At 56.3% G+C, this 21,495-nt stretch carries 17 protein-coding genes; 12 read left to right on the top strand and 5 right to left on the bottom strand.

Annotated features, from left to right (window positions below; all coding sequences use genetic code 11):
* Nucleotides 1-75 precede the first annotated feature (75 nt).
* Entirely contained in the window at nt 76-1,521 is a 1,446-nt protein-coding gene (locus D9N13_RS04300) for an ATP-binding protein (protein WP_290586330.1), read from the bottom strand.
* Nucleotides 1,522-1,603: 82 nt separating this feature from the next.
* Here D9N13_RS04300 and D9N13_RS04295 point away from each other — a divergent pair, with 82 nt between their 5' ends.
* Together D9N13_RS04295 and D9N13_RS04290 are read left to right on the top strand one after the other, a co-directional pair.
* The gene (locus tag D9N13_RS04295; protein ID WP_290586327.1) at nt 1,604-2,296 is read left to right on the top strand and encodes an NUDIX hydrolase; all 693 of its coding nucleotides are present in this window, start codon (nt 1,604-1,606) and stop codon (nt 2,294-2,296) included.
* A gap of 32 nt (nt 2,297-2,328) precedes the next feature.
* Nucleotides 2,329-3,168: an MBL fold metallo-hydrolase gene (locus D9N13_RS04290; RefSeq protein WP_290586324.1), complete on the top strand. Its 840-nt coding sequence runs from the start codon at nt 2,329-2,331 to the stop codon at nt 3,166-3,168.
* On the opposite strand, the gene D9N13_RS04285 is transcribed toward D9N13_RS04290, so the two are convergent.
* A complete protein-coding gene (locus tag D9N13_RS04285) occupies nt 3,165-3,353 on the bottom strand; it encodes a hypothetical protein (protein WP_290586321.1) in 189 nt (62 codons plus the stop codon). The genes D9N13_RS04290 and D9N13_RS04285 overlap by 4 nt on opposite strands.
* 234 nt (nt 3,354-3,587) lie before the next feature.
* On the opposite strand from D9N13_RS04285, the gene D9N13_RS04280 reads away from it, so the two are divergent.
* Both D9N13_RS04280 and D9N13_RS04275 read left to right on the top strand, forming a co-directional pair.
* The gene (locus D9N13_RS04280; RefSeq protein WP_290586317.1) at nt 3,588-4,982 is read left to right on the top strand and encodes an ABC1 kinase family protein; all 1,395 of its coding nucleotides are present in this window, start codon (nt 3,588-3,590) and stop codon (nt 4,980-4,982) included.
* A gap of 207 nt (nt 4,983-5,189) precedes the next feature.
* Nucleotides 5,190-6,413 carry an HDOD domain-containing protein gene (locus D9N13_RS04275; protein ID WP_290586315.1) on the top strand — a complete coding sequence of 408 codons (1,224 nt, stop codon included), beginning with the start codon at nt 5,190-5,192 and terminating at the stop codon, nt 6,411-6,413.
* 32 nt (nt 6,414-6,445) lie between these two features.
* Here D9N13_RS04275 and D9N13_RS04270 read toward each other — a convergent pair whose 3' ends face one another.
* Entirely contained in the window at nt 6,446-7,714 is a 1,269-nt protein-coding gene (locus D9N13_RS04270) for an MORN repeat-containing protein (protein ID WP_290586311.1), read from the bottom strand.
* A 126-nt stretch (nt 7,715-7,840) separates the two neighbouring features.
* The gene (locus tag D9N13_RS04265) at nt 7,841-8,398 is read right to left on the bottom strand and encodes a PadR family transcriptional regulator (protein WP_290586308.1); all 558 of its coding nucleotides are present in this window, start codon (nt 8,396-8,398) and stop codon (nt 7,841-7,843) included.
* 120 nt (nt 8,399-8,518) lie between these two features.
* On the opposite strand from D9N13_RS04265, the gene D9N13_RS04260 reads away from it, so the two are divergent.
* The 4 genes from D9N13_RS04260 to katG all read left to right on the top strand — a co-directional run bounded on the left by D9N13_RS04260 (nt 8,519) and on the right by katG (nt 14,138).
* Nucleotides 8,519-10,162, top strand: coding sequence for a phytoene desaturase family protein (locus tag D9N13_RS04260; protein WP_290586305.1), 1,644 nt, complete (start codon nt 8,519-8,521; stop codon nt 10,160-10,162).
* Between the two features lie 91 nt (nt 10,163-10,253).
* On the top strand, nt 10,254-11,081 hold the full coding sequence (locus D9N13_RS04255; protein ID WP_290586302.1) for a protein-disulfide reductase DsbD domain-containing protein: 828 nt from the start codon (nt 10,254-10,256) through the stop codon (nt 11,079-11,081).
* Between the two features lie 23 nt (nt 11,082-11,104).
* Complete coding sequence (locus D9N13_RS04250) at nt 11,105-11,710, top strand: redoxin domain-containing protein (RefSeq protein WP_290586300.1); 606 nt, start codon at nt 11,105-11,107, stop codon at nt 11,708-11,710.
* Nucleotides 11,711-12,008: 298 nt separating this feature from the next.
* Nucleotides 12,009-14,138 carry a catalase/peroxidase HPI gene (katG, locus tag D9N13_RS04245; RefSeq protein WP_317622461.1) on the top strand — a complete coding sequence of 710 codons (2,130 nt, stop codon included), beginning with the start codon at nt 12,009-12,011 and terminating at the stop codon, nt 14,136-14,138.
* 75 nt (nt 14,139-14,213) lie between these two features.
* Here katG and D9N13_RS04240 read toward each other — a convergent pair whose 3' ends face one another.
* Complete coding sequence (locus D9N13_RS04240) at nt 14,214-15,344, bottom strand: NADH:flavin oxidoreductase (RefSeq protein ID WP_290586295.1); 1,131 nt, start codon at nt 15,342-15,344, stop codon at nt 14,214-14,216.
* A gap of 174 nt (nt 15,345-15,518) precedes the next feature.
* Here D9N13_RS04240 and D9N13_RS04235 point away from each other — a divergent pair, with 174 nt between their 5' ends.
* The 4 genes from D9N13_RS04235 to D9N13_RS04220 all read left to right on the top strand — a co-directional run bounded on the left by D9N13_RS04235 (nt 15,519) and on the right by D9N13_RS04220 (nt 21,409).
* Nucleotides 15,519-17,057, top strand: a complete 1,539-nt coding sequence (locus D9N13_RS04235) for a carboxylesterase/lipase family protein (RefSeq protein ID WP_290586293.1) — start codon at nt 15,519-15,521, stop codon at nt 17,055-17,057.
* Nucleotides 17,058-17,145: 88 nt separating this feature from the next.
* On the top strand, nt 17,146-19,998 hold the full coding sequence (gene rapA / locus D9N13_RS04230; RefSeq protein WP_290586291.1) for an RNA polymerase-associated protein RapA: 2,853 nt from the start codon (nt 17,146-17,148) through the stop codon (nt 19,996-19,998).
* Nucleotides 19,999-20,001: 3 nt separating this feature from the next.
* Entirely contained in the window at nt 20,002-20,649 is a 648-nt protein-coding gene (locus tag D9N13_RS04225) for a pseudouridine synthase (protein ID WP_290586287.1), read from the top strand.
* 106 nt (nt 20,650-20,755) lie between these two features.
* Complete coding sequence (locus D9N13_RS04220) at nt 20,756-21,409, top strand: alpha-ketoglutarate-dependent dioxygenase AlkB family protein (RefSeq protein ID WP_290586285.1); 654 nt, start codon at nt 20,756-20,758, stop codon at nt 21,407-21,409.
* Nucleotides 21,410-21,495 lie beyond the last annotated feature (86 nt).

Genomic DNA, 21,495 nt, shown 5'->3' with positions numbered 1-21,495 from the left:
GATTGGGAATCCGGCAAACCCGCGCCGAAAAAGAAATAATCCTTATTTAAAAGCCTTATTTCAGTACCAAATAATCTAACGCGCCGTTGGTAAAGTAAAAAAGAAGTGGCATCCCTTATTGCGACCCGGGGTTAATCCAATGCTGCCCTTATGCTGCTGCACAATGGTCTTGCAAATGGCCAGCCCCAGCCCGGTGCTGCTTTCACCTGCGGTGGGCACAGAACTGATATCACTGTAGGCATTAAACAAGCGCCCTGATTCGTTTTCCGGAATGCCCACACCCTCGTCTTCCACCGACAGTGTGACCTGGTCCTGGCCCCGGCTCAACGACAACGTTACCTCAGTATCATTCCCGGAGTACTTGATGGCGTTGCTGATCAGATTGTCGATCACCTGCCCCAATCTTCCCTCATCCCCATGCACCCAGCAATCCTCTGTCGGCTGGATCACAAGCCGGATATTCTTTTGCTGCGCGGCAGTCTGATAGAAGCGCACCCGCTTACCCATCAGTTGCGCCAGATTGAATTCACTGGTGCGCAGTCTCAATTGGCCACTCTCAATAGCCGATACATCCAGCAACTCATTCAGCAGGCGCATCAAATCATCCCCGGCATGCTGTATTATGTCGAACAGTTCATCCCGCTTCGCTGCGCTGATTTTGTCTGATCGCAACATCCGACCGGCCATCGACATATTGCCCACCGGCCCACGAATATCGTGCGCAGCCATGCCCATCAACTTGTTTTTCTGGGCATTGAGTTCTTTCAGGCGAAAGAACTGCTCAATCAGCTCCAACGACCGGTTCACTCTGCAATGCAGCTCCTCCGGTGGAAACGGATACACCAGTACGTCGCTGGCACCACTTTTCACGAAATGGATGCCAACACTGCGATCATTGACATTGGAAATTCCGATGATGGCCAGCTCCTCAGCGCTGCTGGACTCACGCATCCGTGAAATCAATGAAAAGCTGGGAATATCTTCAATGCCGAAATCCACTATCACGGCGCGGAGACTTTTCTCCCGCGCCAGTAACGCCAAGGCTTCCTCACCATTTTGTGCCTCCAGCACCTGCAGGTTCTGCATGCTCAGCCAGCGACCTATCTGGTGGCGCTTTGCAGCATCGGAAGAGACCACCAGCGCCTGGATATCCCTGTTCTTCAGCAGACGGCCAACCATATTCACCACATAGGAAATATTGTAGGCCCCCTGTTTCAGTACATAATCGGCCACCCCTTTGCTGAGAATGGAATCCCGCAGTTTGTCATTGAGCTGAGCGGTGAACACAACCCCGGGAACAGACTCGGCCAATACCAGATCCACTGCTTCACCATTGGGCGCATCCGGCAGGTTCAGATCGATAATGGCCAGCACCAGGGTGCCACGATGTTGTTGCAGCGCCTCTTTGGTTTGTTCCAGGCTAAAGGCCGTCACCACCTCCAGATTCCATTCCGTCGCGATGGTGCGCGACAGAATCGCTGAAAAAGATTTGCTGTCTTCCACCAGCAAGATTTTTTCCATCCATGTACCCTGATACTTAATCCTGTACTTTGCTAAAGTGTAGACCCTGTTTTAACGCTTGCTGTATTGAGAGGCTTTCCGTTTGACAATAGATGATGTTGCCATTGAACCGGCCGCTACCATTATTCTTCTGAAAGATTCCCGGCAGGGGCCCAAGGTGCTGATGCAACAGCGAAATCCCGAGGCAGTCTTTGTGGGAGGTGCATGGGTATTTCCGGGTGGTAAGCTGGACCCCCACGATCGGGATCCAGCCTGGCTCAACTACTGCGACCTGGAGCCGGCCTCGGCCAATGCTGTTCTGGGGCTACCGGAAAACGGTCATGCCTACTGGATAGCGGCAATCCGGGAGCTGGTGGAAGAAGCCGGTATTTTGCTGGCTCACCACGCCGATAACAGGCAAGCCAGGGCTGCCCAATCCTTTCTACAGCAGCATCCTTCCGATTTCATACAGTTTTGTGTCCAAAATAAGGTGCAACTCAGTACCGGGGGCCTGCAGTATCTGAGCCACTGGATCACCCCAAAAGGCAACCCCAAACGATACGATACCCGCTTTTTCCTGTGCCGCTGGCCACCAGGACAGGAGCCCCGCCAGGACGATCATGAAGCCATCGCCACCGGCTGGGTTACACCGGCAGATGCCCTGGCTCGCTACGACACCGGCCAGTGGCAGCTGGTGCTGCCCACCATCGCCACCCTGCGCCAGTTGGCCCGCTATGACACCGTTGATGAACTGCTGCAAAATGAGGGGCAGGCAGCGCAGGCCAAAAAACGGTAAAATGGGTGCAATGTGTCAGACAAGGCGGTTCTATGAGTAAGCTGGTACACGGCGAAACCATTGTACTTTCCCCATTGATTCGGCGTATTACGGCGCCCAACCCCGGCATTATGACCGGGCCCGGAACCAACACCTACCTGGTGGGAAAGGGAGAGTGGGCGGTTATTGATCCCGGCCCGGCACTGCCGCAACATGTGGCCGCCATCGTTCAGGCCGCCGCCGATGCCCATGCCACCATCCGCTGGATCCTTTGTACCCATACTCATATGGATCACTCGCCGGCGGCCAAAGCCCTGCGTGAAGCCACCGACGCCCTGGTTATCGGTATGCCCGCCGCGACACCACAATCCCAGGACCCCGATTTTGCCCCGGATCAATGCTGGCAGGAAGGCGACTACATCAACAGTGACGACTTTGTCCTGACTGCCGTGCATACCCCCGGTCACGCCAGCAACCATCTGTGTTTTTACCTTGAGCAGGAGCGCATCCTGTTCACCGGTGATCACATCATGGAAGGCTCCACCGTGGTGATTGCGCCGCCGGATGGCGACATGAAGGATTATCTGGAATCGCTGGAGAAATTAAAGGCACTTGACCTGCACCTGCTGGCGCCCGCCCATGGCAACCTGATGGAGCACCCCCAGGGCATCATTGAGGGCTTGATCCAGCATCGACTGATGCGTGAATGCAAGGTGCTCGAAGGCATGCAGAAAACCGGCCCGGCAGACCTGGATACGCTGACACCGGTGGTGTACGACGACGTTCCGGACTACCTGCACCCGATCGCCCGCTACTCCCTGCTCGCCCACCTGGGGAAACTGCTGAAGGATGGTCGTGTATGTGAGGACAATGGCGCCTGGCGCCGGACCTAGCGCTTCTTGCCGCGCCCGGGCTTGGGCCCTTTGCTAGCACTGCTCTTTTTGCTTTTGGGCTGGTTTTTCCAGCCCATGGCGGTCTGGAACTGTTTCCGCAAATCCTTCGCCGCCTGCGCCTTGCGCTCATGCACAAATCGCTCTTTGGCACTGCCGAACTGCACTACGTTTTCGTCGTCAGACACGCGGGTGTGCCTCCTGTGATCAATGCTCACAGTCAAATGTAACCCCACTGCTCATGCTGATCAAGGCTGGCGGCTACTTACGCCACAGCCGCTGTGGTGATCGGAAAGGCAAATGTAATCAGAGTCAATATGAGGTAATATCGGGCGCCATTATGATACTGCCAGTGTTGGCAATGATGACCATTCAGGGGGTTGGTGGCGGATGATCCCGTCACCACAGACAGTAGGTGTTCAATGTCAGAAAAACCGAAAAGTACGCTCAAGCGGGTAAAAACAGGCGCTTTTGAGCGACGCTTCAGTATGGCTAGAGCGGGCCTGGTGGCGGGAACCATGCTGGCGGCACAATCGGCCGGCAACATGTTCACCCGCAAGGAAGAACGGGCAGGGAAACAGAAAGAGATCCTTTCCCGCCAGGCGCATTACCTGGCGGACGAAATCGGCAAACTCAAGGGCAGCATCGTTAAAATCGGGCAAATGATGGCGCTGTACGGAGAACACTTCCTGCCTTTGGAAGTGACCGAAGCCCTGCATACACTGGAAGACGACACCGCCGCTCTGGAATGGACCACCATCTACGAAGAGCTGGAAGATGAACTGGGCGCGGAAAAGCTGGCGCTGCTGGAAATTGAAGAGGAACCCCTTGGCGCGGCCTCGATTGGCCAGGTGCACAAAGCCGTCATCAAAGCCACAGGCGAAGAGATTTGTCTTAAAATACAGTACCCTGGCGTTGCCGAAGCCGTTGACAGTGACCTTGGCGCAGTGGAAAGCCTGTTGCGCATGCTGAAGATTGTCCCCATTACGGAAGAATTCCGCTCCTGGTTCCAGGAAATCCGCGAAATGATGTACCGTGAGGTGGACTACGCCCACGAACGGGAGAAAACCAAGCTGTTCCGCCAGCGGCTGGAAGACGATCCCCGCTTCATCGTACCCAGGGTGTACGATGAATTCTGCAGCAAACGGGTTATCGCCACCTCCTACGAGCCCGGTGCAGACATCGATGCCCCCGCCACCAAGGCCCTGTCTCAGGCACGTCGCAACACGATCTGCCGCTCCGCGCTGGATCTGTGCTGGAAAGAAGTGTTCCTGTGGGGAGAAATGCAGACCGACCCCAACTTCGGCAATTATTTTGTACGTTTGGGGGATGGCGCCAACGAACCCGACCGGATCGTACTGCTGGATTTCGGCGCGGTGCGGGAGTTTTCCGATAAAACACTGGAGCCGGGGCGAAAAATCGTCAAAGCAGCGTTTTTACACGATGAGACCTTACTCCTGGAAGGCCTGGAAACCCTTAGCCTGTTTAACAGCAACACCCCAGCCGAAGCCAAACGGGGGCTTGTGCAGTTGTGCTTCATGGCCATCGAGCCCTTTGCCGACCCGGAGCGGTTTCCACCGCCGTCCTACCTGTTGAACGACGCGCTGGAATACAAATGGGGCGAAAGCAACCTGCCGGCCCGGCTCAGCATGAAAGCAGGTCTCTCTGCTGCCGGAGCCAACCGGCACTTCACCATTCCCCCACGGGAACTGATGTTTCTGGTGCGTAAGATCATGGGGGCCTATACCTTCATGTCCGTACTGCAGGCCGAAATCAAGGGCTATGACGTATTGGCGCCTTACATTACCGACTGCTGATCCATGCAGGCCCCAAACCCGGTGCCGGCGCTGGCCGTCAAAAGAGCCCTAAGTTATTTCGCCCGGATGTGGACTCAGATCACAAAGTAGGTTCATCTCAGGGCGATTTTTCCGATCCGTTCCTATACTTAATCCATAACGGTGTTGCTTGCGGCAACATTTCATCCACCGCGATGCTTTTCGCGCCCGGCTCGATGACCAACGGCAATGGATACGGAACAACTCAAGCAATTCGAATTACTTCGTCATCTGAGCGATGATCAGCTGATCATGCTCATCAACATCAGCGAAACACTGAAACTCGGGGCCGGAGAACCCATGGTGGAAGCGGGTTCATCGGACCCTTTCGAGTATTTCCTGCTGGCCGGTGAACTGGACTTACGGGATCCGCACTCCGGCAGTGTCAAAACCATCGTTGCCGGCAGCCCCGAAGCCCAGGGGCCAATCGCCTCCAAGCGCCCCCGGGCCGTTCATATACAGGCCCACTCCAATGCAGCCGTATTGCAGGTAGAGCTGGCAGCGCTAAAAGAGCTACTGAAGCAAGCCCCTGGGAACAGTTACGCTGTACGCCAGGCCCTGCGCGAAGACCAACCGGAAGACAAGCAGTTGCTGCTGGATGTGTATGCCGATTTGCGCAACAACAAACTGGTGCTGCCCAGCCTGCCGGAAGTTGCCGTGCGTATCCGCAGGATGATTGACGACGGCACCAACAGTGCCAGAAAAATCTCCCAGGCAGTGAATACAGACCCCTCCATCGCCGCCAAGTTAATCAAAGCAGCCAATAGCCCGCTGTTCCGCGGCACCAAGGAATTCGAAACCAGCGCCCAGGCCATTGTCCGCCTGGGCATGCAAACGACAAAACAGCTGGTGACCACTTTCACCGTCAAAGAACTGTTTAAAGCCGGCACGCCGCTGTTGAAGCAACGCATGGACTCCCTCTGGCAACACAGCATGGAGATCGCCGCCATCTGCTATGTTCTGGCGAAAAACGTGCGGGGCCTGGACCCTGAACAGGGTCTGCTGGCGGGTCTGCTGCACGATATCGGGGTGGTCCCCATTCTGATGTACGCGGATCAGTATCCGGGGCTGACCGAAAATCCCCAGCAGCTGGAGAAAACCATTAAAGACCTGAAACCCGAGTTGGGCAGTGTGATTCTGAAGCGCTGGGGGTTTAATGAGGAGATGGTGGCCACTGCAACCAATTCAGAGAATTGGCGCTATCACCACGACGGAGAAGCGGATTTCGCCGATCTGGTGATCGTGGCCCATTTGCACCATATGATGCTGGATGAATCCAGGCACCAGAAGCTGGCCAAGGTACCGGCATTCCGGCGCCTGTTCCCGGGGGAAAACGACCCCGCCATCCTGAACAAGATTATGGAGCAGGCCAAACACCAGTTGGAAGATACCCGCCAGTTACTGGTTGCCTGAGCCGGGGCCTGCAAACAGGCCCCGCCGCCTTCTTACTGCAGTGGAATGGCGAACTCACCTTCTGTGACTTCACGCTTGTCGGCCCCCACATTGCCATAGGGGTATCCGGTAAACGAGAAGGTGCCGATCAACATGCCTTTACCATCCTGCAGGATTTTCAGCGTGCCGGGTTCTGCGCTTGAAGTACGGTACACCGTGCTCTCGCCCTGCTTTTGAATGAAGGCCTTGAAGTATTTCAGCTCGTAGGTGCTTTCACCCACGTATTCGTCCACGGTAAAACTCAGTTCGAACTCATCACCACTGGCCGTGATCTGCATGGCCCCGAATTCATTAATGTCTTTCTCTACCTTCAGGTTGGTGAGGTTATCACTGTACCCGCCCCATCCGTGCTTGAAGAAAAACTGACTGCCGTCGGGGCGAACGCCGCGCTTGGTACGGGGATCCTTGGGCTGGGCAGGCGGAGCCGGTTCCACTTCCGGCGCCGCGGTGGCGGCCGCATCAGCGGCAACTGCCGCGCCGGCTACCGCCTCGAAGGGAATCACCTTCGGCTTGGATTCCAGTGGCTTCGGAACCGGTTTCGGAGCCGGCTTAGGCGCGGGTTTGGGAGCAGGTTTGGGGACGGCGGCCACCACTGCGACTTGCTCTCCGGCCTTGTATTCACAGGGAGACTGTTTGCCATTCACTGTGCAGGTGCCTTTACCGTTGGGCAGGTAGCCCCCTCTGACAGGGCCAGAATACATATCGCCCCCGGCCATCACCACCGTGGCCCTGGCCGGTGGCTTGTCTGCTTTCCAGACGCCACGGGCGACGTTACCGTTCTTCATGGTGACCGTGAACTCGCCTTCACGCTGGTCATCCTTCCAGGTACCGGCATACTTCACGCCGGTATCCGCCCGTGTCAGCACGCCCTCACCCTGCTTCTGATCAGCGATGAACCCACCGGTGTAGGTGTCGCCATTGGCCCAGGTGTAGGTGCCCTGGCCGCTCATTTTGCCCTGCAACCACTCACCGGTGTAAGAGTCGCCGTTGGGCCAGGTTTTGGTGCCCTGGCCATGCTCACGGTTATTGCTCCAGCCACCTTCATACTTTTCACCATTGGACCAGGTTTGTGTGCCCTGTCCATTCTTACGGCCATCGACCCAGTCGCCCTCATACACATTCCCGTTGGTGTACTTGTAGGTACCTTTCCCATGGAAGCGATTGAAGGCATTACGCTCGCCCTCGTAGAGACCCGCTGCCATAACAGTCGAGCTCAACAGTAGGCCGGTAAACCCTGCGATCAGAAGCGTTCGAAAATTCATCGTGTTAATACCCAATCAGGCTGAAATGCATTGAATTAAAAAGAGTAAGTACTCAAAAAGTATATAAAAAAAGACTCAATAGTATATAGCAGAGGAAGCCGGTTTTTTGAAATTAACGGAGATAATTCAGGCGTTTTTATTGTTGTTTTCATGTAAATCCACAAGCACCGAAAGCGCTTCACTGATCCACTGAATGCTGCTTTCTTCGTATAGCTGACCCCGCCTCAGCGTCAGATACATCAGCTGTTGTTCGGCACTGAGCTGGCCTGCGGAGAAATAGGTTTCCTCCACCAACCGGTAATCCTCGAGCACCGCCCGATGCTCTTCAAGGCGTTGATTTGCTTCATCTATCAGGACACCCAGATATTTCGTGTCCGCCGCGAACAGTTTTACCAGAAACGGCTCATTGACCTTGGGTAATGGCAGCGGCTTGCGCATCCAGCTGTCCAGGATCTGCTCACCCAGCGGCGTGATTGCATAGACCTTCTTATCCGGCCTGCCATGCTGAGGCACCACTTCAAAGCTTACCCAGCCGTCTTCATGCAGTTTGGCCAGCGCCCGATACACCCGCTGGTGGCTGGTGTCCCAGAAATAGCCCAGGGGGCCGTCAAACCACTTGGTAATCCCATAGCCGGTCGCACTTTGCTTTTTCAACACCATCAATAATACGTGCTTCAGCGACATCGGAACCCTCTAACATCGAAACTCAAAATATCAACGCAGACGCATTATGCCTCATGTTGCATATTCGCACTACCCATGATAGCTTCATATGACTCATGATGCATACATGCGGAGAACGCCATGGATAACCAAAACTTTGATGCTATCGTCATCGGTTCCGGCCTGGGAGGCCTCACCGCCGGAGCGCTCTATGCCCAGCAGGGGAAAAGGGTTCTGGTGGTGGAGCGGCACGACAAGTTTGGCGGCGCCGCAACCGTGTATCAGCGCAAGCACCTTGAGATCGAAGTGGGATTACACGAACTCTGCGGTTTCGGTCACCTGGACCTGTTGCCCCAGGTATGGAACCAGCTCAAACTGGATGACCGCATTGAGCGCCTGCCGGTACCCAGTTTTTTCAGCGTTAAAAAGGCCGGCGGGCATCCTCAGCAGATCATGCCGGAAGGCTGGAATGAGGCGAAAGCGGCCGCCCTGCGCCTGTTCCCCCAGCACAAGCACGGCATTCTGCGCTACTTTCAAATTCTGCATGGGGTGCGCAACGATGTTTTCCGCTTTGTCACCAGCAACAAGACCAAATGGTGGTGGTTACGCAACGGCCCTATCCTGCCGCTGAAATTTCGCGCCATGTTTAAGTACAACAAAGTCACTGTCTCACAATTGTTTGAGGATCTGTTTGGTGACGAAGAGGACATCAAGTTTTACCTGGCTGCCAACATCGGCTACTACAGTGACCGCCCCCAGGAACTGTCCGCCCTGTTCTATGCCATTGCCCAGGGTTCGTATCATGAAGGCGGTGGGTACTACATCAAAGGAGGCTCACAGAAGCTGAGTGACGCGCTGGTGGACATCATCAAAGAACACGGTGGTGACGCGCTGATCCGACGCACGGTGACCAATATCCTGCTGGATGACAACGGCCGGGTGTCTGGTGTCCGCCACGAGAAAAACCTGACCATCGGCAAGCGCCGGGCCCCTAAAGATAAACTGCCACGCCAGGCCTATGCACCGGTGATCTTTGGTAATGCCGCTCCGGTGGTGCTTCAATCCATGCTGCCGCTGGAACACCAGCAAGCCTTTATGGCACCGTTCAACGGCAAACCGCTTTCTCCTGCCCTGTGGGTTCTGTTTGTGGGCATGGACCGCGATCCCAAAGCCTTCGGTGTGACCGAATATGCCACCTTTGTCATTCCTGAGCATTGCCGGACATTCGATGACTACGCCAATTTCAAAACCGCGTTCAGCGCTGAGCCGGGCCACACCATGCCCGGTTATGTGTTCACCGATTATTCCAAACTGGACACGGGTATGAACACCAAAAGCCGTTACTTTGCGGTGATGTGCGGAATCGATGATATGAACAATTGGCAACACCTGTCGGAAGCGGATTACTACGCCAAAAAAGCGGCCTGGGAAACCGCCCTGCTGAATGATCTTGATCGACAGTTTCCGGGGCTGGGCCGACATGTGGTATTTCATGAGATGGGCACCGCGCGCACCATGAACGAATACCTTAACACCCCCATGGGAGCCACCTACGGATTTGCCCAAAATGCTCCGTTTATACAATCCAAACCACCCACAACACGAACCGCCATCGCGGGTTTGTTCCTGGCATCGGCGTTTGGCAGTCACGGTGGGGGGTTTGTGGGCGCCATGCTGTCGGGCGCCAATGCCGCCAAGCAGGCAAAGAAATGGGCGGGTCAGCACCTCCCCAGCACAGGGGCAACCGCTAGCAAACAGGTGCTGGCGGAGGCCGCCACAAACTGACAGTCACACCAGGGCAGCGAGTCGCTCGCCACTGGAACTTTTATGGCAGCCGGCAATCCAAGCAGCATAATACATCCACCGGATCGGTACCGTGCTTAAAGGATTGCCAGCTGCGTTTACCCTTTTTCTGTTGGCTGTGCCGGTTGCTCTGTCAGCGGCCTCTGCGCAACAGGATGCGCCCCATATTCACGTTGCACTGATGACAGAAGTCACTCAGGTCAAACCCGACACGCCGTTCTGGGCCCTGATCTATTTTTCACCGGACCCCCACTGGCACACCTACTGGAAAAATCCCGGTGATTCCGGGCTGGCCCCCAAATTGAACTGGCAACTGCCACCGGGATGGCAGGCCGGGGAACCCCTCTTCCAAACCCCCACGGCCATCCCTTATGGTTCGGACATCAATTACGGCTATGAGGGAGACAGCGGTTTACTGGTTAAGCTCACTCCACCCAAATCGCTCCCCGAGACAGCGCTCACCCTGGGTCTGGATGCGCGCTGGCTGGTGTGCGCCGATGCGTGCATCCAGGGTAAAGGCCAATTCACACTGGATCTGCCGCCCACACCCACTCACATTCAACCTGCCGTAAAAGAACGTTTTCAGCAAACCCGTCAGAACGTACCAACTCCGGTGCAACAGTCCGGTCACTATCAGGTAACCGACCACCGGGTTGAAATCACCTTACCCGCTTTGGATATCACAGATCCAAACCTGCAGGTGTTTGTTGCGCCCAACCATATTGCGGCAACCCAACCGCTGCCCTCAATTATAAAACGCGCTGACAGGCTGCATATTTCCGCCCACCGCCACCCTTACTTCCATCAGGCCCCGGCGGTGATTGAAGTGGTCGTGCGTGGTACCAGGCAATCCTGGACATGGAATGCTTTGCGGCAATCAGGCCAGACCACACCACGGTAAGCTCACTCACAGGAGGCAATCCCATGAAGACACTGACTCAAGGAACGACACTCTGTCTATTATTTTTATTGGCAACGCTGAGCACGGCCGCCCCCAGGATCGGAGCCCCTGCGCCCGATTTCAGTCTGCAGGACACAGAGGGAAACACCGTCACATTGTCCGCATTAAATGGTAAATACGTGGTGTTGGAGTGGACCAATCACCTGTGCCCGTTTGTGGGCAAGCATTACGACAGCGGCAACATGCAAAGCCTGCAGAAAACTTACACAGACAAAGGCTACACCTGGCTTTCCATCATCTCGTCCGCGCCGGGCAAACAAGGCCATGTTACCGCCAACCAGGCCAATGAACTCACACGCAGCAGGAACGCCCACCCCACGGCGGTGTTGCTGGATGAACGTGGTACCGCGGGCAAAACCTATGACGCCAAAACCACGCCTCATATGTTCATCATCAATCCGCAGGGTACACTGGTCTACATGGGAGGGATCGACAGCATCGCCAGCGCCGACAAAGGCGATCTGGCGCAGGCCGTTAACTATGTTAAAGCAGCGTTTGATGATCTGGAAGCAGGCCAACCGGTACAGTCCCCCATCAATCCCCCCTACGGGTGCAGTGTTAAGTACTAGGCCCACCATTAGAAATATTTATCAGCCGCTTAAACATTATAAATTGTACTCCTGGTTGCGTTCACCGCTATTCTGGCCGTGGGAGTATTCACCAAGATCGTTGAACGCTCATCAGCTGTTATCGTTGCAACCAACCTTCGTAGTGCCCGCTCATTACTTCCAGGGACTGTCCCCAATAAAAAAACCATCGTCAGAGGATATGACAATCATGAGAAAGCACTCTACATCGTGGAAAGCCTTCACGGTCGCCACGCTATGCGCCCTAGGCGCAACTTCAGCCTTCGCCGCCAGCGCTGAAATGCCGGACAACCAATACTGGTGGCCCAATCGCCTCAGCCTGGAGCCCTTACGTGATTCCAGCCCATCTGCCGACCCCATGGGCGGCAACTTCAACTACAGTGATGCCCTAAAAAATCTGGACGTTGAAGCACTGAAAAAAGACCTCTCCGAACTGATGACCAGCTCCCAGGACTGGTGGCCTGCGGACTACGGTCACTACGGCCCGTTCTTCATCCGCATGTCCTGGCACGCCGCCGGTACCTACCGCACCATTGACGGCAGGGGGGGCGCCGATGGAGGCATGCAACGCTTCGCACCATTAAACGCCTGGCCGGATAATGCCAACCTGGACAAAGCCCGGCGCCTGTTGCTGCCCATCAAGCAAAAGTACGGCAACGCCCTGTCCTGGGCGGACCTTTTGGTGTTGGCCGGTACCGTTGCCATGGAGGACATGGGGTTCAAAATTTCCGGCTTTGCCTTTGGACGCGCGGATGAATGGGAACCGGAAGCGGTAAACTGGGGCCCCGAGGGCCAATGGCTGACGGATGAAAGACGGGATAAAGACGGTAACCTAAAAGGGCCTTTCGGTGCCACTGAAATGGGTCTGATCTATGTGAACCCGGAAGGCCCCCACGGCAATCCTGACCCGCTTGCCGCAGCCCGGGACATTCGCCAGGCTTTCGGCCGCATGGGCATGAATGATGAAGAAACCGCAGCCCTCATTGCCGGTGGGCACACCTTTGGTAAAACCCACGGCGCGCACAAGCCGGCGGATTGCGTGGGAGCCGATCCGGAAGCCGCAGCACTGGAACAACAGGGCCTGGGATGGCACAACAAGTGCGGCAAGGGCAACGCCGGCGATACCGTCACCAGCGGACTGGAGGGTGCCTGGACCATCAGCCCGGCAGAATGGACCCATAATTTTCTGCAAAACCTCTATGGCTTTGAATGGGAACTGACCACCAGCCCCGCCGGGGCGAAGCAATGGATACCCAAAGACGGCAAAGGCGCCGACATGGTGCCCGATGCCCACGATCCGCAAAAGCGCCATGCCCCGATCATGTTGACCACCGACCTGGCTCTGAAACGGGATCCGGCCTATCGCAAAATCACGCAGAAATGGCTCAAGAATCCGGCAGAGTTTGAGCAGGCTTATGCCCGCGCCTGGTTTAAGCTCACCCACCGCGATATGGGGCCTGTCTCGCGCTACCAGGGCCCCTGGCTGCCAAAAGAACAATACATCTGGCAGGATCCGGTACCGGCAGCCGATTATCAGCACATCAGCACCAAGGATGTGGCCCAATTGAAGAAGGCCATTCTCGATTCCGGACTGAGCACAGCGCAACTGGTGCGCACCGCCTGGGCGTCTGCCGCCACCTTCCGCGCAACCGACATGCGTGGTGGTGCCAACGGAGCCCGCATCCGTCTGGCACCGCAGAAAGACTGGGCTGTCAACAATCCCAAAGAGCTTGCCAAAGTGCTCGGCACACTGGAAAAAATCCAGAAAAAGTTCAACAAAAAAGCCGGCAAAACCCAGGTCTCAATGGCTGACCTGATTGTGTTGGGTGGCGCAGCGGCCATCGAAAAAGCCGCCGCCGATGCCGGTTACAACGTCAAGGTACCCTTCGTCGCCGGGCGCACGGACGCCAGCCAGAACATGACGGATGTGCAATCTTTTGCCTTGCTCGAACCCAAAGCCGATGGTTTCCGCAATTACCTGGCAGCGGGTTATCCGCGGCCACCGGCAGAAGCGCTGGTTGAACGCGCCGCGTTGCTTGATTTAACCGTACCCGAAATGACGGCATTGATTGGAGGAATGCGGGTGCTGGGCGCCAACGCCGACGGCAGCAAGCACGGCGTATTCACCGAGACTCCGGGCCAATTGAACAACGCGTTCTTCGTCAATCTGGTGGATATGTCAACGCAGTGGAAAAAATCAAAAACGCAAGGATTGTATGAAGGTCACGATCGCACCAGCGGCAAGGTAAAGTGGACCGCCACCCCGGTTGATTTGGTCTTCGGCTCCAACTCCGAACTGCGCGCCATTGCCGAGTTTTATGCTTCCGATGACGCCAAACAGAAGTTTGTTGACGATTTTGTTCTGGCCTGGACCAAGGTCATGACTGCCGATCGCTTTGACGTAAAATAACGCCGGCACAACATGCCCGACAAAAAAGGCGAGGTCCTGGGACCTCGCCTTTTTTGTCGCGATTAATGGCAGCGATCAGTACAGTTTGGCAATGGCAGCCCGATCAAAATCCGCCAGCTCATCCAGTCGATTCTGTTGCACTTTCACCGTCCATTCCGGATCCTGTAATAGCGCGCGGCCCACGGCGATCATATCGAATTCCTCATTTTCCATGCGTGCCAGCAATTCCTCCAGCCCGCGCTGGCCGATGCTGTCCATGGGGTTGGCCGACAAGGTGCCTTCCAGGAAATCCACATTCAGCCCCACACTGCCCACTGAGATGGCAGGTTTACCCGTGAGTTTCTTGGTCCAGCCCGCCAGATTCAGATCAGAACCTTCGAATTCCGGCTCCCAGAAGCGCCGCTGACTGGCGTGAAAAATATCCACACCCGCGTCCGACAGTGGCTGCAGAAAGGCTTCCAGCTGCTCTGGCGTGTGCGCCAATCGGGCGGAATAATCCTGCTGTTTCCACTGGGAAAAGCGGAAGATCACGGGGAAATCCGCGCTCACCCGCTGCCGCACTGCCTCAATAATATCAACGGCAAATTGGGAGCGCTTTGCAAAACTCCCTCCCCAGCGGTCGGTTCGCTCGTTGGTCACTTCCCAGAAAAACTGATCAATCAGGTAGCCATGGGCCCCATGCAGTTCAATGGCATCAAATCCCAAACGCTCGGCATCTTCCGCTGCCTGGGCAAATGCCTCGATGCAATCCAGCACCTCTTGTTCGCTCAAGGTATGCGCCTTGCGTTTGCCCGCTGAGCTGATGCCCGAAGGCCCCATACCGGGCACCTCAGGGTCCGGGCCCACGCCGGGGCGCCGCACGGCCCCCACGTGCCACAGCTGCGGGGCAATCTTGCCACCTGCGGCGTGCACGGCGTCCACCACCTGCTTCCAACCCGCCAAAGCTGCCTCGCCATGGAAGGCGGGCACCCCTTCATAACCATTGGCAGCCACTTGATTTACCGTCGTGCCTTCGGTAATGATCAGGCCCACATTGTTTTCTGCACGACGTCGGTAGTAAGCTACCACTTGATCATTGGGAACATAGCCCGGCGACATATTGCGTGTCATGGGCGCCATGACGATTCGATTGCGCAGTGTCAGGGATTTGCACTGGAAGGGTCTGAACAGGGTGGCAACGGACCGGCTGGGTGCCTGCTGGCTCATGGTTGTCTCTCTACTGCAATAGAATGGAGCCAGTATTCTAGAAGGGAAACCCCATCAAGTTGAAAGGGGATAAACGTCAATTACAGGGCAGTTATTGCCGAAATCGCCCTATTATGGCGATTAAAGATACCCAACACAAACCACCATCAAAAAACACTAATTACGGGAAACTCTATGTCGGTCAGTGTGAATACACCCTGTGGTGAAATCATTGGACTCCAGCGGGAAGGTTATCAGGAATTCAGGGGTATCCCCTACGCCGAGCAACCTATAGGCGTGGCCAGGTTCAAGGCTCCGGAACCCCTCCTGCCATTCGATGAGCCCTTCAAGGCAGACCGTTTCGGAGACTCTGCACCACAGGACAGAATCCCCCTCTTCGGCATCACTCAAACCAGCGAGGACTGCCTCTACCTCAATATCTGGACTCCGGCCTGCGATTCGAAAAAACGCCCGGTGATGGTGTGGATTCACGGCGGCGGTTTTCTCACAGGTTCCGGATCGCAACTCATCTACAACGGGCGTAATCTGGCAGTCAGTGGCGATGTGGTGGTGGTGTCCATCAACTACCGGCTTGGGGTGCTGGGGTTTCTCTACCTAAACGACCTCATCGCTGAAGAGCACAACATCAGCGCCAATAACGGTCTGCTGGATCAGCTGGAAGCCCTGCGCTGGATCAAAAACAACATCGCCAGCTTTGGCGGCGATCCGGAGGACATCACCCTGTTTGGAGAATCCGCCGGCGCCATGTCCATTGCCACCCTGCTGGCCTGCCCTGCCGCCAAAGGGTTGTTCAAACGCGCCATCCTGCAAAGCGGCGCGGCGGATCAGGTACTGACCCGCTCCGAAGCCACCGACATTGCCCGCAGGTTTCTTGAAGTCACCGACATTGATCCCTCCGCCCCGGAAAAGTTATGGCAATTAAGCCCGGATCAGATCATCAAGGCGCAACGCCAGCTCACCAAACTGTCCTTCAATCGTGGGCGCTACAGCCAGGAGGTGCGGCAGACCGGCATGGTGCTGCTGCCGGTGGTGGAAGGCAACATTATTCCACAAACGCCGCTGGCGGCCATTCAGAGTGGCGAGGCCAAGGATATTCCATTGATGGTGGGGTGTACCCGTGATGAATGGAACCTGTTCCTGAGCCTGCCCGGAGCTGAAGACCTGTTTTCCCCGACCAACGTCAATGAGGTGGAAAAATCCGACCTTATCGACCTGCTGGAAAAGAGCGTTCCCGGTATTGGGGAACGCGCCGCCAACCTTTATGAAAAAATGATCCAGACCAGCCGGCAAAACGCCACCCTGGCCGATGTCTACAGCGCCTTTGAAGGGGATCGCATGTTTCGTATTCCCACGCTGCGCATCGCCGAGGCCCACAGTGAGCACACCCAGAACATCTATATGTTTCAGTTCAACTGGGATAAAGGCAGCCTCGGTGCCTGCCATGCCAGCGACATTCCACTGGTATTCGGCTGCACGGAAAACCCGGCCGGGCAATATCTGTGTGGTACCGATCCCGGCGCCGGCAAACTGAGTATTCTGGTGCAGAATTGCTGGATTGCCTTTGCCCGCTCCTCTGACCCCAGTACTGACGGTGTTGGCAAATGGCACCCATTCGAGGAAGAAAACCGTCATGTCATGTGTTTCGATGACACTACTGCCCTGCATTCAGACCCGTTTGACTGTGCAGTGGAGTTATGGGAGGGCGTGCTGTAGTGGAATGGGCTGCAGGTAGTTCTCTCTGAAATTGCCACCCAACTTTGTTAGAATACCGCGCAGCCATTTTCCGGAGACCGTCAGTACCATGAGCGAACAGTTTTTTCACGTCGGCCAGCGCTGGTCCAACACCGCAGAAACCGACTTGGGGATCGGCATTGTCACCCAGGTGAACGAACGCACCGTCACCTTGTTCTTCCCCAGCACTGAAGAACTGCGCAACTACGCCCAGGCCAACGCGCCGCTCACCCGGCTGGAATTTCAGCCCCGGGACATGATCGAAACCGAGGATGGCACCAACTACCGGGTCCTGACCCGTCATGAAGAAGAAGGCCTCTACTTCTACGAGGCAGAAAGCGACAACGGGGAAGTAAAAATCCTCTGTGAAAGCCAGGTGCAGGGCAGCAGCAGTATGCCGGAGCCCCTCAAACGCCTTCTGCAGGGCCATTTCGAACATTACAAAACCTTCGGCATGCGGTTAAAAACCTGGGAACTGCAATCCCATTACGACCAGAACCCGGCCAAGGGTTTTATCGGCCCCAGGGTCGACCCCATCCCCCACCAGTTTCACATCGCCCAAACCGTATCCCGGCACGCCGAAGCCAGGGTCATGCTGGCGGACGAAGTGGGCCTGGGCAAAACCATTGAAGCGGGGCTGATCGCCCATCAACTGCTGATCAGCGGCAAGATCAGCCGCATCATAATCCTGGTGCCGGATTCTCTGGTGCACCAGTGGCTGGTGGAAATGCGCCGTCGTTTCAACATGCCGGTGCGGGTGCTGGACAACGATCAGTGTGAAGCCCTCTGTGAGCAGCAAGACACCGACAACCCCTTCATGCACGAACAGCTGGTGCTCTGCTCCATCCAGTTCCTGCTGCACAACCAGCGCTGGGCCAACGCGGCCCTCGACTCGCCCTGGGATTTGCTGATTGTGGATGAAGCCCATCATCTGGCCTGGCAACCAGAGGCACCCAGCCCTGCCTACAGTCTGGTGGAGGAATTCAGCCTCAAGGCGAAAAGCCTGTTGCTGCTGACGGCCACACCGGAAAAAGAAGGGCCGGAAAGTCACTTCGCCCAACTGCACCTGCTGGATCCGCTGCGTTACCAGAATTTACCTGCTTTCATCGAACAGCAAGCCAGATTCAACGACATCGCACTGATGGCGGAACGGCTGATCGACCACCAATCGCTGTCCGGCGACCAACTGAACCAGCTCAAACAACTGCTGCACGACGAATCCAGTCTGCAGCTCATTGAGCAACTGGAAAACAACCAGGAAGACAGCCACGCAGCCACCACCCTGGCCACCCGCTTACTGGATCAACACGGCACCGGACGCGCCCTGTTTCGCAACACCCGCGCCAGCATCAGCGGCTTCCCGCAACGCCAGCTCACCCGGGTGCGGCTGCAGGCCCCTGAGCTGTATACCCAACTGGGCCTGGCGAGTTTTCTGGACCAACTCTACCCGGAAATGCATGCCCCTGAAGTGGAATGGCTCGCCCAGGACCCACGAGTGGAATGGTTGCTGGAAACACTCAAGCAGAACCGCGGCCAGAAGTTCCTGGTGATCTGTCATCACAAGGACAGCGCCTGCGCCCTGCAAGCCCATCTGCACTTCAAAGGCGGCATTCAATGCAGCGCGTTCCATGAGGATCTGAGCCTGATCGAGCGCGATCGCAGCGCCGCCTGGTTCGCAGCAGAAGAAGACGGCGCCCAGGCCCTGATCTGTTCTGAAATCGGCAGCGAAGGCCGCAACTTCCAGTTCTGCCATAACCTGGTGATGTTTGATCTGCCCGGCAGCATTGACCTGCTGGAACAGCGCATCGGCCGCCTGGACCGGATCGGTCAGCAGGAGGACATCCAGATCTTCACCCCTTACCTGGCAGACACCCAGCAACAACATCTGCTGAACTGGTATGACGAAGGCTTCAACGCCTTTACCAAAACCGAAGCCTCCCACAGCGTGGTGTTCGAAAACCTGCAGGATGATTTTCACCAGGCCATCATCCATATGGATAATTCCGCTCTGGAACAGCTCATCAACACCACCCAAACAAAGATTGCAGAGCTGCACGAACGCTTCGTGCACGGACGCAACCGCCTGCTGGAACTGCACTCCCGCGGAGACGACAGCGTGGCGCCGTTGATTGAAGCTGTGCTGGAAAGTGATGACGACCCGAGCCTTGAATTTTACATGGAGCAGGTATTCAACGCCTACGGTGTCGAGGAAGAAGAGCTGTCGGAAAACATCGTGCTGATCCGACCCGGCACCTCACTGGAGCACAACAGCTTCCCTAATTTGCCGGAGGACGGCGTCAGCGCCACGTTCGAGCGCGACATCGCGCTGAGCCGCGAAGACATCGAGTTTCTCAGCCTGGATCACCCCATGGTGCGCAACGCCATGGACATGATCATCACCAGTGGCAAAGGCAGCTCAGTGATGAGCCTGCTCAAAAACAAGCAGATCAAGGAAGGCACCATATTACTGGAAGCCTTGTTCATCGTGGAGTGCCCCGCGCCTGCGGAACTGCAGCTGGGCCAGCTATTACCGGCCACACCGGTACGCCTGCTGCTGGACCAACAGGGCCGCGACATCAGCAAGGCGGTGACCACCGATGCCCTGGACAAACAGCTAAAACGGGTGAAAGGTGATTTAATCACACCGATGCTGAAAGAGATTCAGGATCCGGTATTGGCAATGCTCAATAAAGGCAATAGCCTGATGGAACAGCGCAAGCAGGCTCTGGTGGAAAACGCCCAACAGCGATTTCGCGATTACTGGGAAAACGAGAAGCAGCGCCTGCAGGCCTTAAGCCACCTGGACCAACAGGACAAGGCCATTCACAACGTGGAAAAGCGCCTGCAAAAAGGCCTGGCGTTACTGGCCAAAAACAGCCAGTACCGATTGGATGGCCTGCGCATCATGGTCACCATCTCCTGATCCATGACAGCCAAGGTGCAACCCGGAAATCCGCTGGACATCCTGTATGAGGACGACCAGCTGCTGGTGGTCAACAAGCCCGCTGACCTGCTCTCAGTGGCCGGCCGCGGCCCCCATAAGCAGGATTCCGTTCACACCCGTGCCCAGGCGCTGTACCCGCAGGCCCTGGTGGTACACCGCCTGGATTGCGCCACCTCCGGCGTGATGTTGCTGGCCAAAACCAAAGCGGCACAAAGTGAACTGAGCCGCCAGTTTCAAATGCGGGAAACCGCCAAGGAATACCAGGCCATCGCCTGGGGAGACTGCCCTGCAACATGCGGCGATATCCAGTTTCCACTCATCACTGACTGGCCCAACCGCCCCCGGCAGAAAATCTGTTACCAGCACGGCAAACCCTCTCTCACCCACTACCAGCTGTTGGAGCAAGACGGCCCCTGGAACCGGCTGCGACTGATTCCGGTCACCGGCCGTTCCCATCAACTCCGGGTACACTGCATGGCCCTGGGCCTGCCCATTCTGGGAGACCGGTTCTACGCCCCGGAACACGTTGTCGCCATGAGCCAGCGCCTGCTCCTGCACGCCCATCATCTCCGTTTTCAACACCCCACCGGCCGGCACAGCATCACCTGCAGCGCACCACTGCCGTTTTAGGCCATCCTCTAAAGCCACCCTCGCCCGGTGGGCCACCGTCGCCGGTTGCAGGCACCTGAAGGCCCCTGTAGCATCAGTATAACGATCACCGCGAAAGGGATTCCAAATGAGCCAGAAAGACCTGTTTATCTTTGGCGATGTACCCCTGCAAAGCGTCGAACTGATTGAACTGGAGGATGGTGAGATCCTCTGGGTACGCCATTTCTATGATGAGGATATGGCGCAACAGCTCTACTCCCGCCTGCAGGAAGAGATTCCCTGGCGCCAGGACAGCATTCGCATTGCCGGCAAGATGGTGCCTATCCCCCGCCTGCAGGCCTGGTTTGGTGACCCGGGCATGGTCTATACCTACTCCGGCCTCACCCTGGATCCGCAACCCTGGAACGATACGCTGCAACACATCAAGCAACAGATCGAGGATTACAGTGATACCCACTTCAACAGCCTGCTGGCCAACCTGTACCGGGATCAGCAGGACAGCGTGGGCTGGCATGCGGACAACGAACCGGAGCTGGGGCAAAACCCCGTCATTGCCTCCCTTTCCCTGGGTAGCGAACGGACATTTCAACTCAAGCACCGGCAGCACCCGGAACGAAAACTGGATTTGGACCTGCAATCTGGCGATCTTTTAATCATGAAAGGGGCACTGCAACATCATTGGCAACATCAGATTCCCAAACGCCGGCAACCCTGCAAACCCCGTATCAATCTCACATTCAGGAGAATTATTGAGGCCGGCCAGCCAAATTGTGATGCATAGCGCCAGCGCACCCATTACAATCTGCAACTCTGTTTCCGGGGTACGTGTTCCTAAGGCCGAAAACACCTAAACTATGAAGTATTCAA

It is taken from the genome of Ketobacter sp. GenoA1 (assembly GCF_003671475.1).
In the GTDB taxonomy this organism is placed as follows: domain Bacteria; phylum Pseudomonadota; class Gammaproteobacteria; order Pseudomonadales; family Ketobacteraceae; genus Ketobacter.
The sequence above is the reverse complement of the archived record's forward strand: the minus strand, read 5'-3'. Positions and strand labels throughout refer to the sequence as shown.

Coding starts and splice junctions, on each gene's coding strand:
- D9N13_RS04270 (WP_290586311.1), bottom strand. CDS start 7,714: ATGAATTTTCGAACGCTTCTGATCGCAGGGTTTACCGGCCTACTGTTG.
- D9N13_RS04275 (WP_290586315.1), top strand. CDS start 5,190: ATGGATACGGAACAACTCAAGCAATTCGAATTACTTCGTCATCTGAGC.
- D9N13_RS04260 (WP_290586305.1), top strand. CDS start 8,519: ATGGATAACCAAAACTTTGATGCTATCGTCATCGGTTCCGGCCTGGGA.
- D9N13_RS04225 (WP_290586287.1), top strand. CDS start 20,002: ATGACAGCCAAGGTGCAACCCGGAAATCCGCTGGACATCCTGTATGAG.
- D9N13_RS04290 (WP_290586324.1), top strand. CDS start 2,329: ATGAGTAAGCTGGTACACGGCGAAACCATTGTACTTTCCCCATTGATT.
- D9N13_RS04265 (WP_290586308.1), bottom strand. CDS start 8,398: ATGTCGCTGAAGCACGTATTATTGATGGTGTTGAAAAAGCAAAGTGCG.
- D9N13_RS04220 (WP_290586285.1), top strand. CDS start 20,756: ATGAGCCAGAAAGACCTGTTTATCTTTGGCGATGTACCCCTGCAAAGC.
- rapA (WP_290586291.1), top strand. CDS start 17,146: ATGAGCGAACAGTTTTTTCACGTCGGCCAGCGCTGGTCCAACACCGCA.
- D9N13_RS04300 (WP_290586330.1), bottom strand. CDS start 1,521: ATGGAAAAAATCTTGCTGGTGGAAGACAGCAAATCTTTTTCAGCGATT.
- D9N13_RS04240 (WP_290586295.1), bottom strand. CDS start 15,344: ATGAGCCAGCAGGCACCCAGCCGGTCCGTTGCCACCCTGTTCAGACCC.
- D9N13_RS04280 (WP_290586317.1), top strand. CDS start 3,588: ATGTCAGAAAAACCGAAAAGTACGCTCAAGCGGGTAAAAACAGGCGCT.
- D9N13_RS04235 (WP_290586293.1), top strand. CDS start 15,519: ATGTCGGTCAGTGTGAATACACCCTGTGGTGAAATCATTGGACTCCAG.
- katG (WP_317622461.1), top strand. CDS start 12,009: ATGCCGGACAACCAATACTGGTGGCCCAATCGCCTCAGCCTGGAGCCC.
- D9N13_RS04250 (WP_290586300.1), top strand. CDS start 11,105: ATGAAGACACTGACTCAAGGAACGACACTCTGTCTATTATTTTTATTG.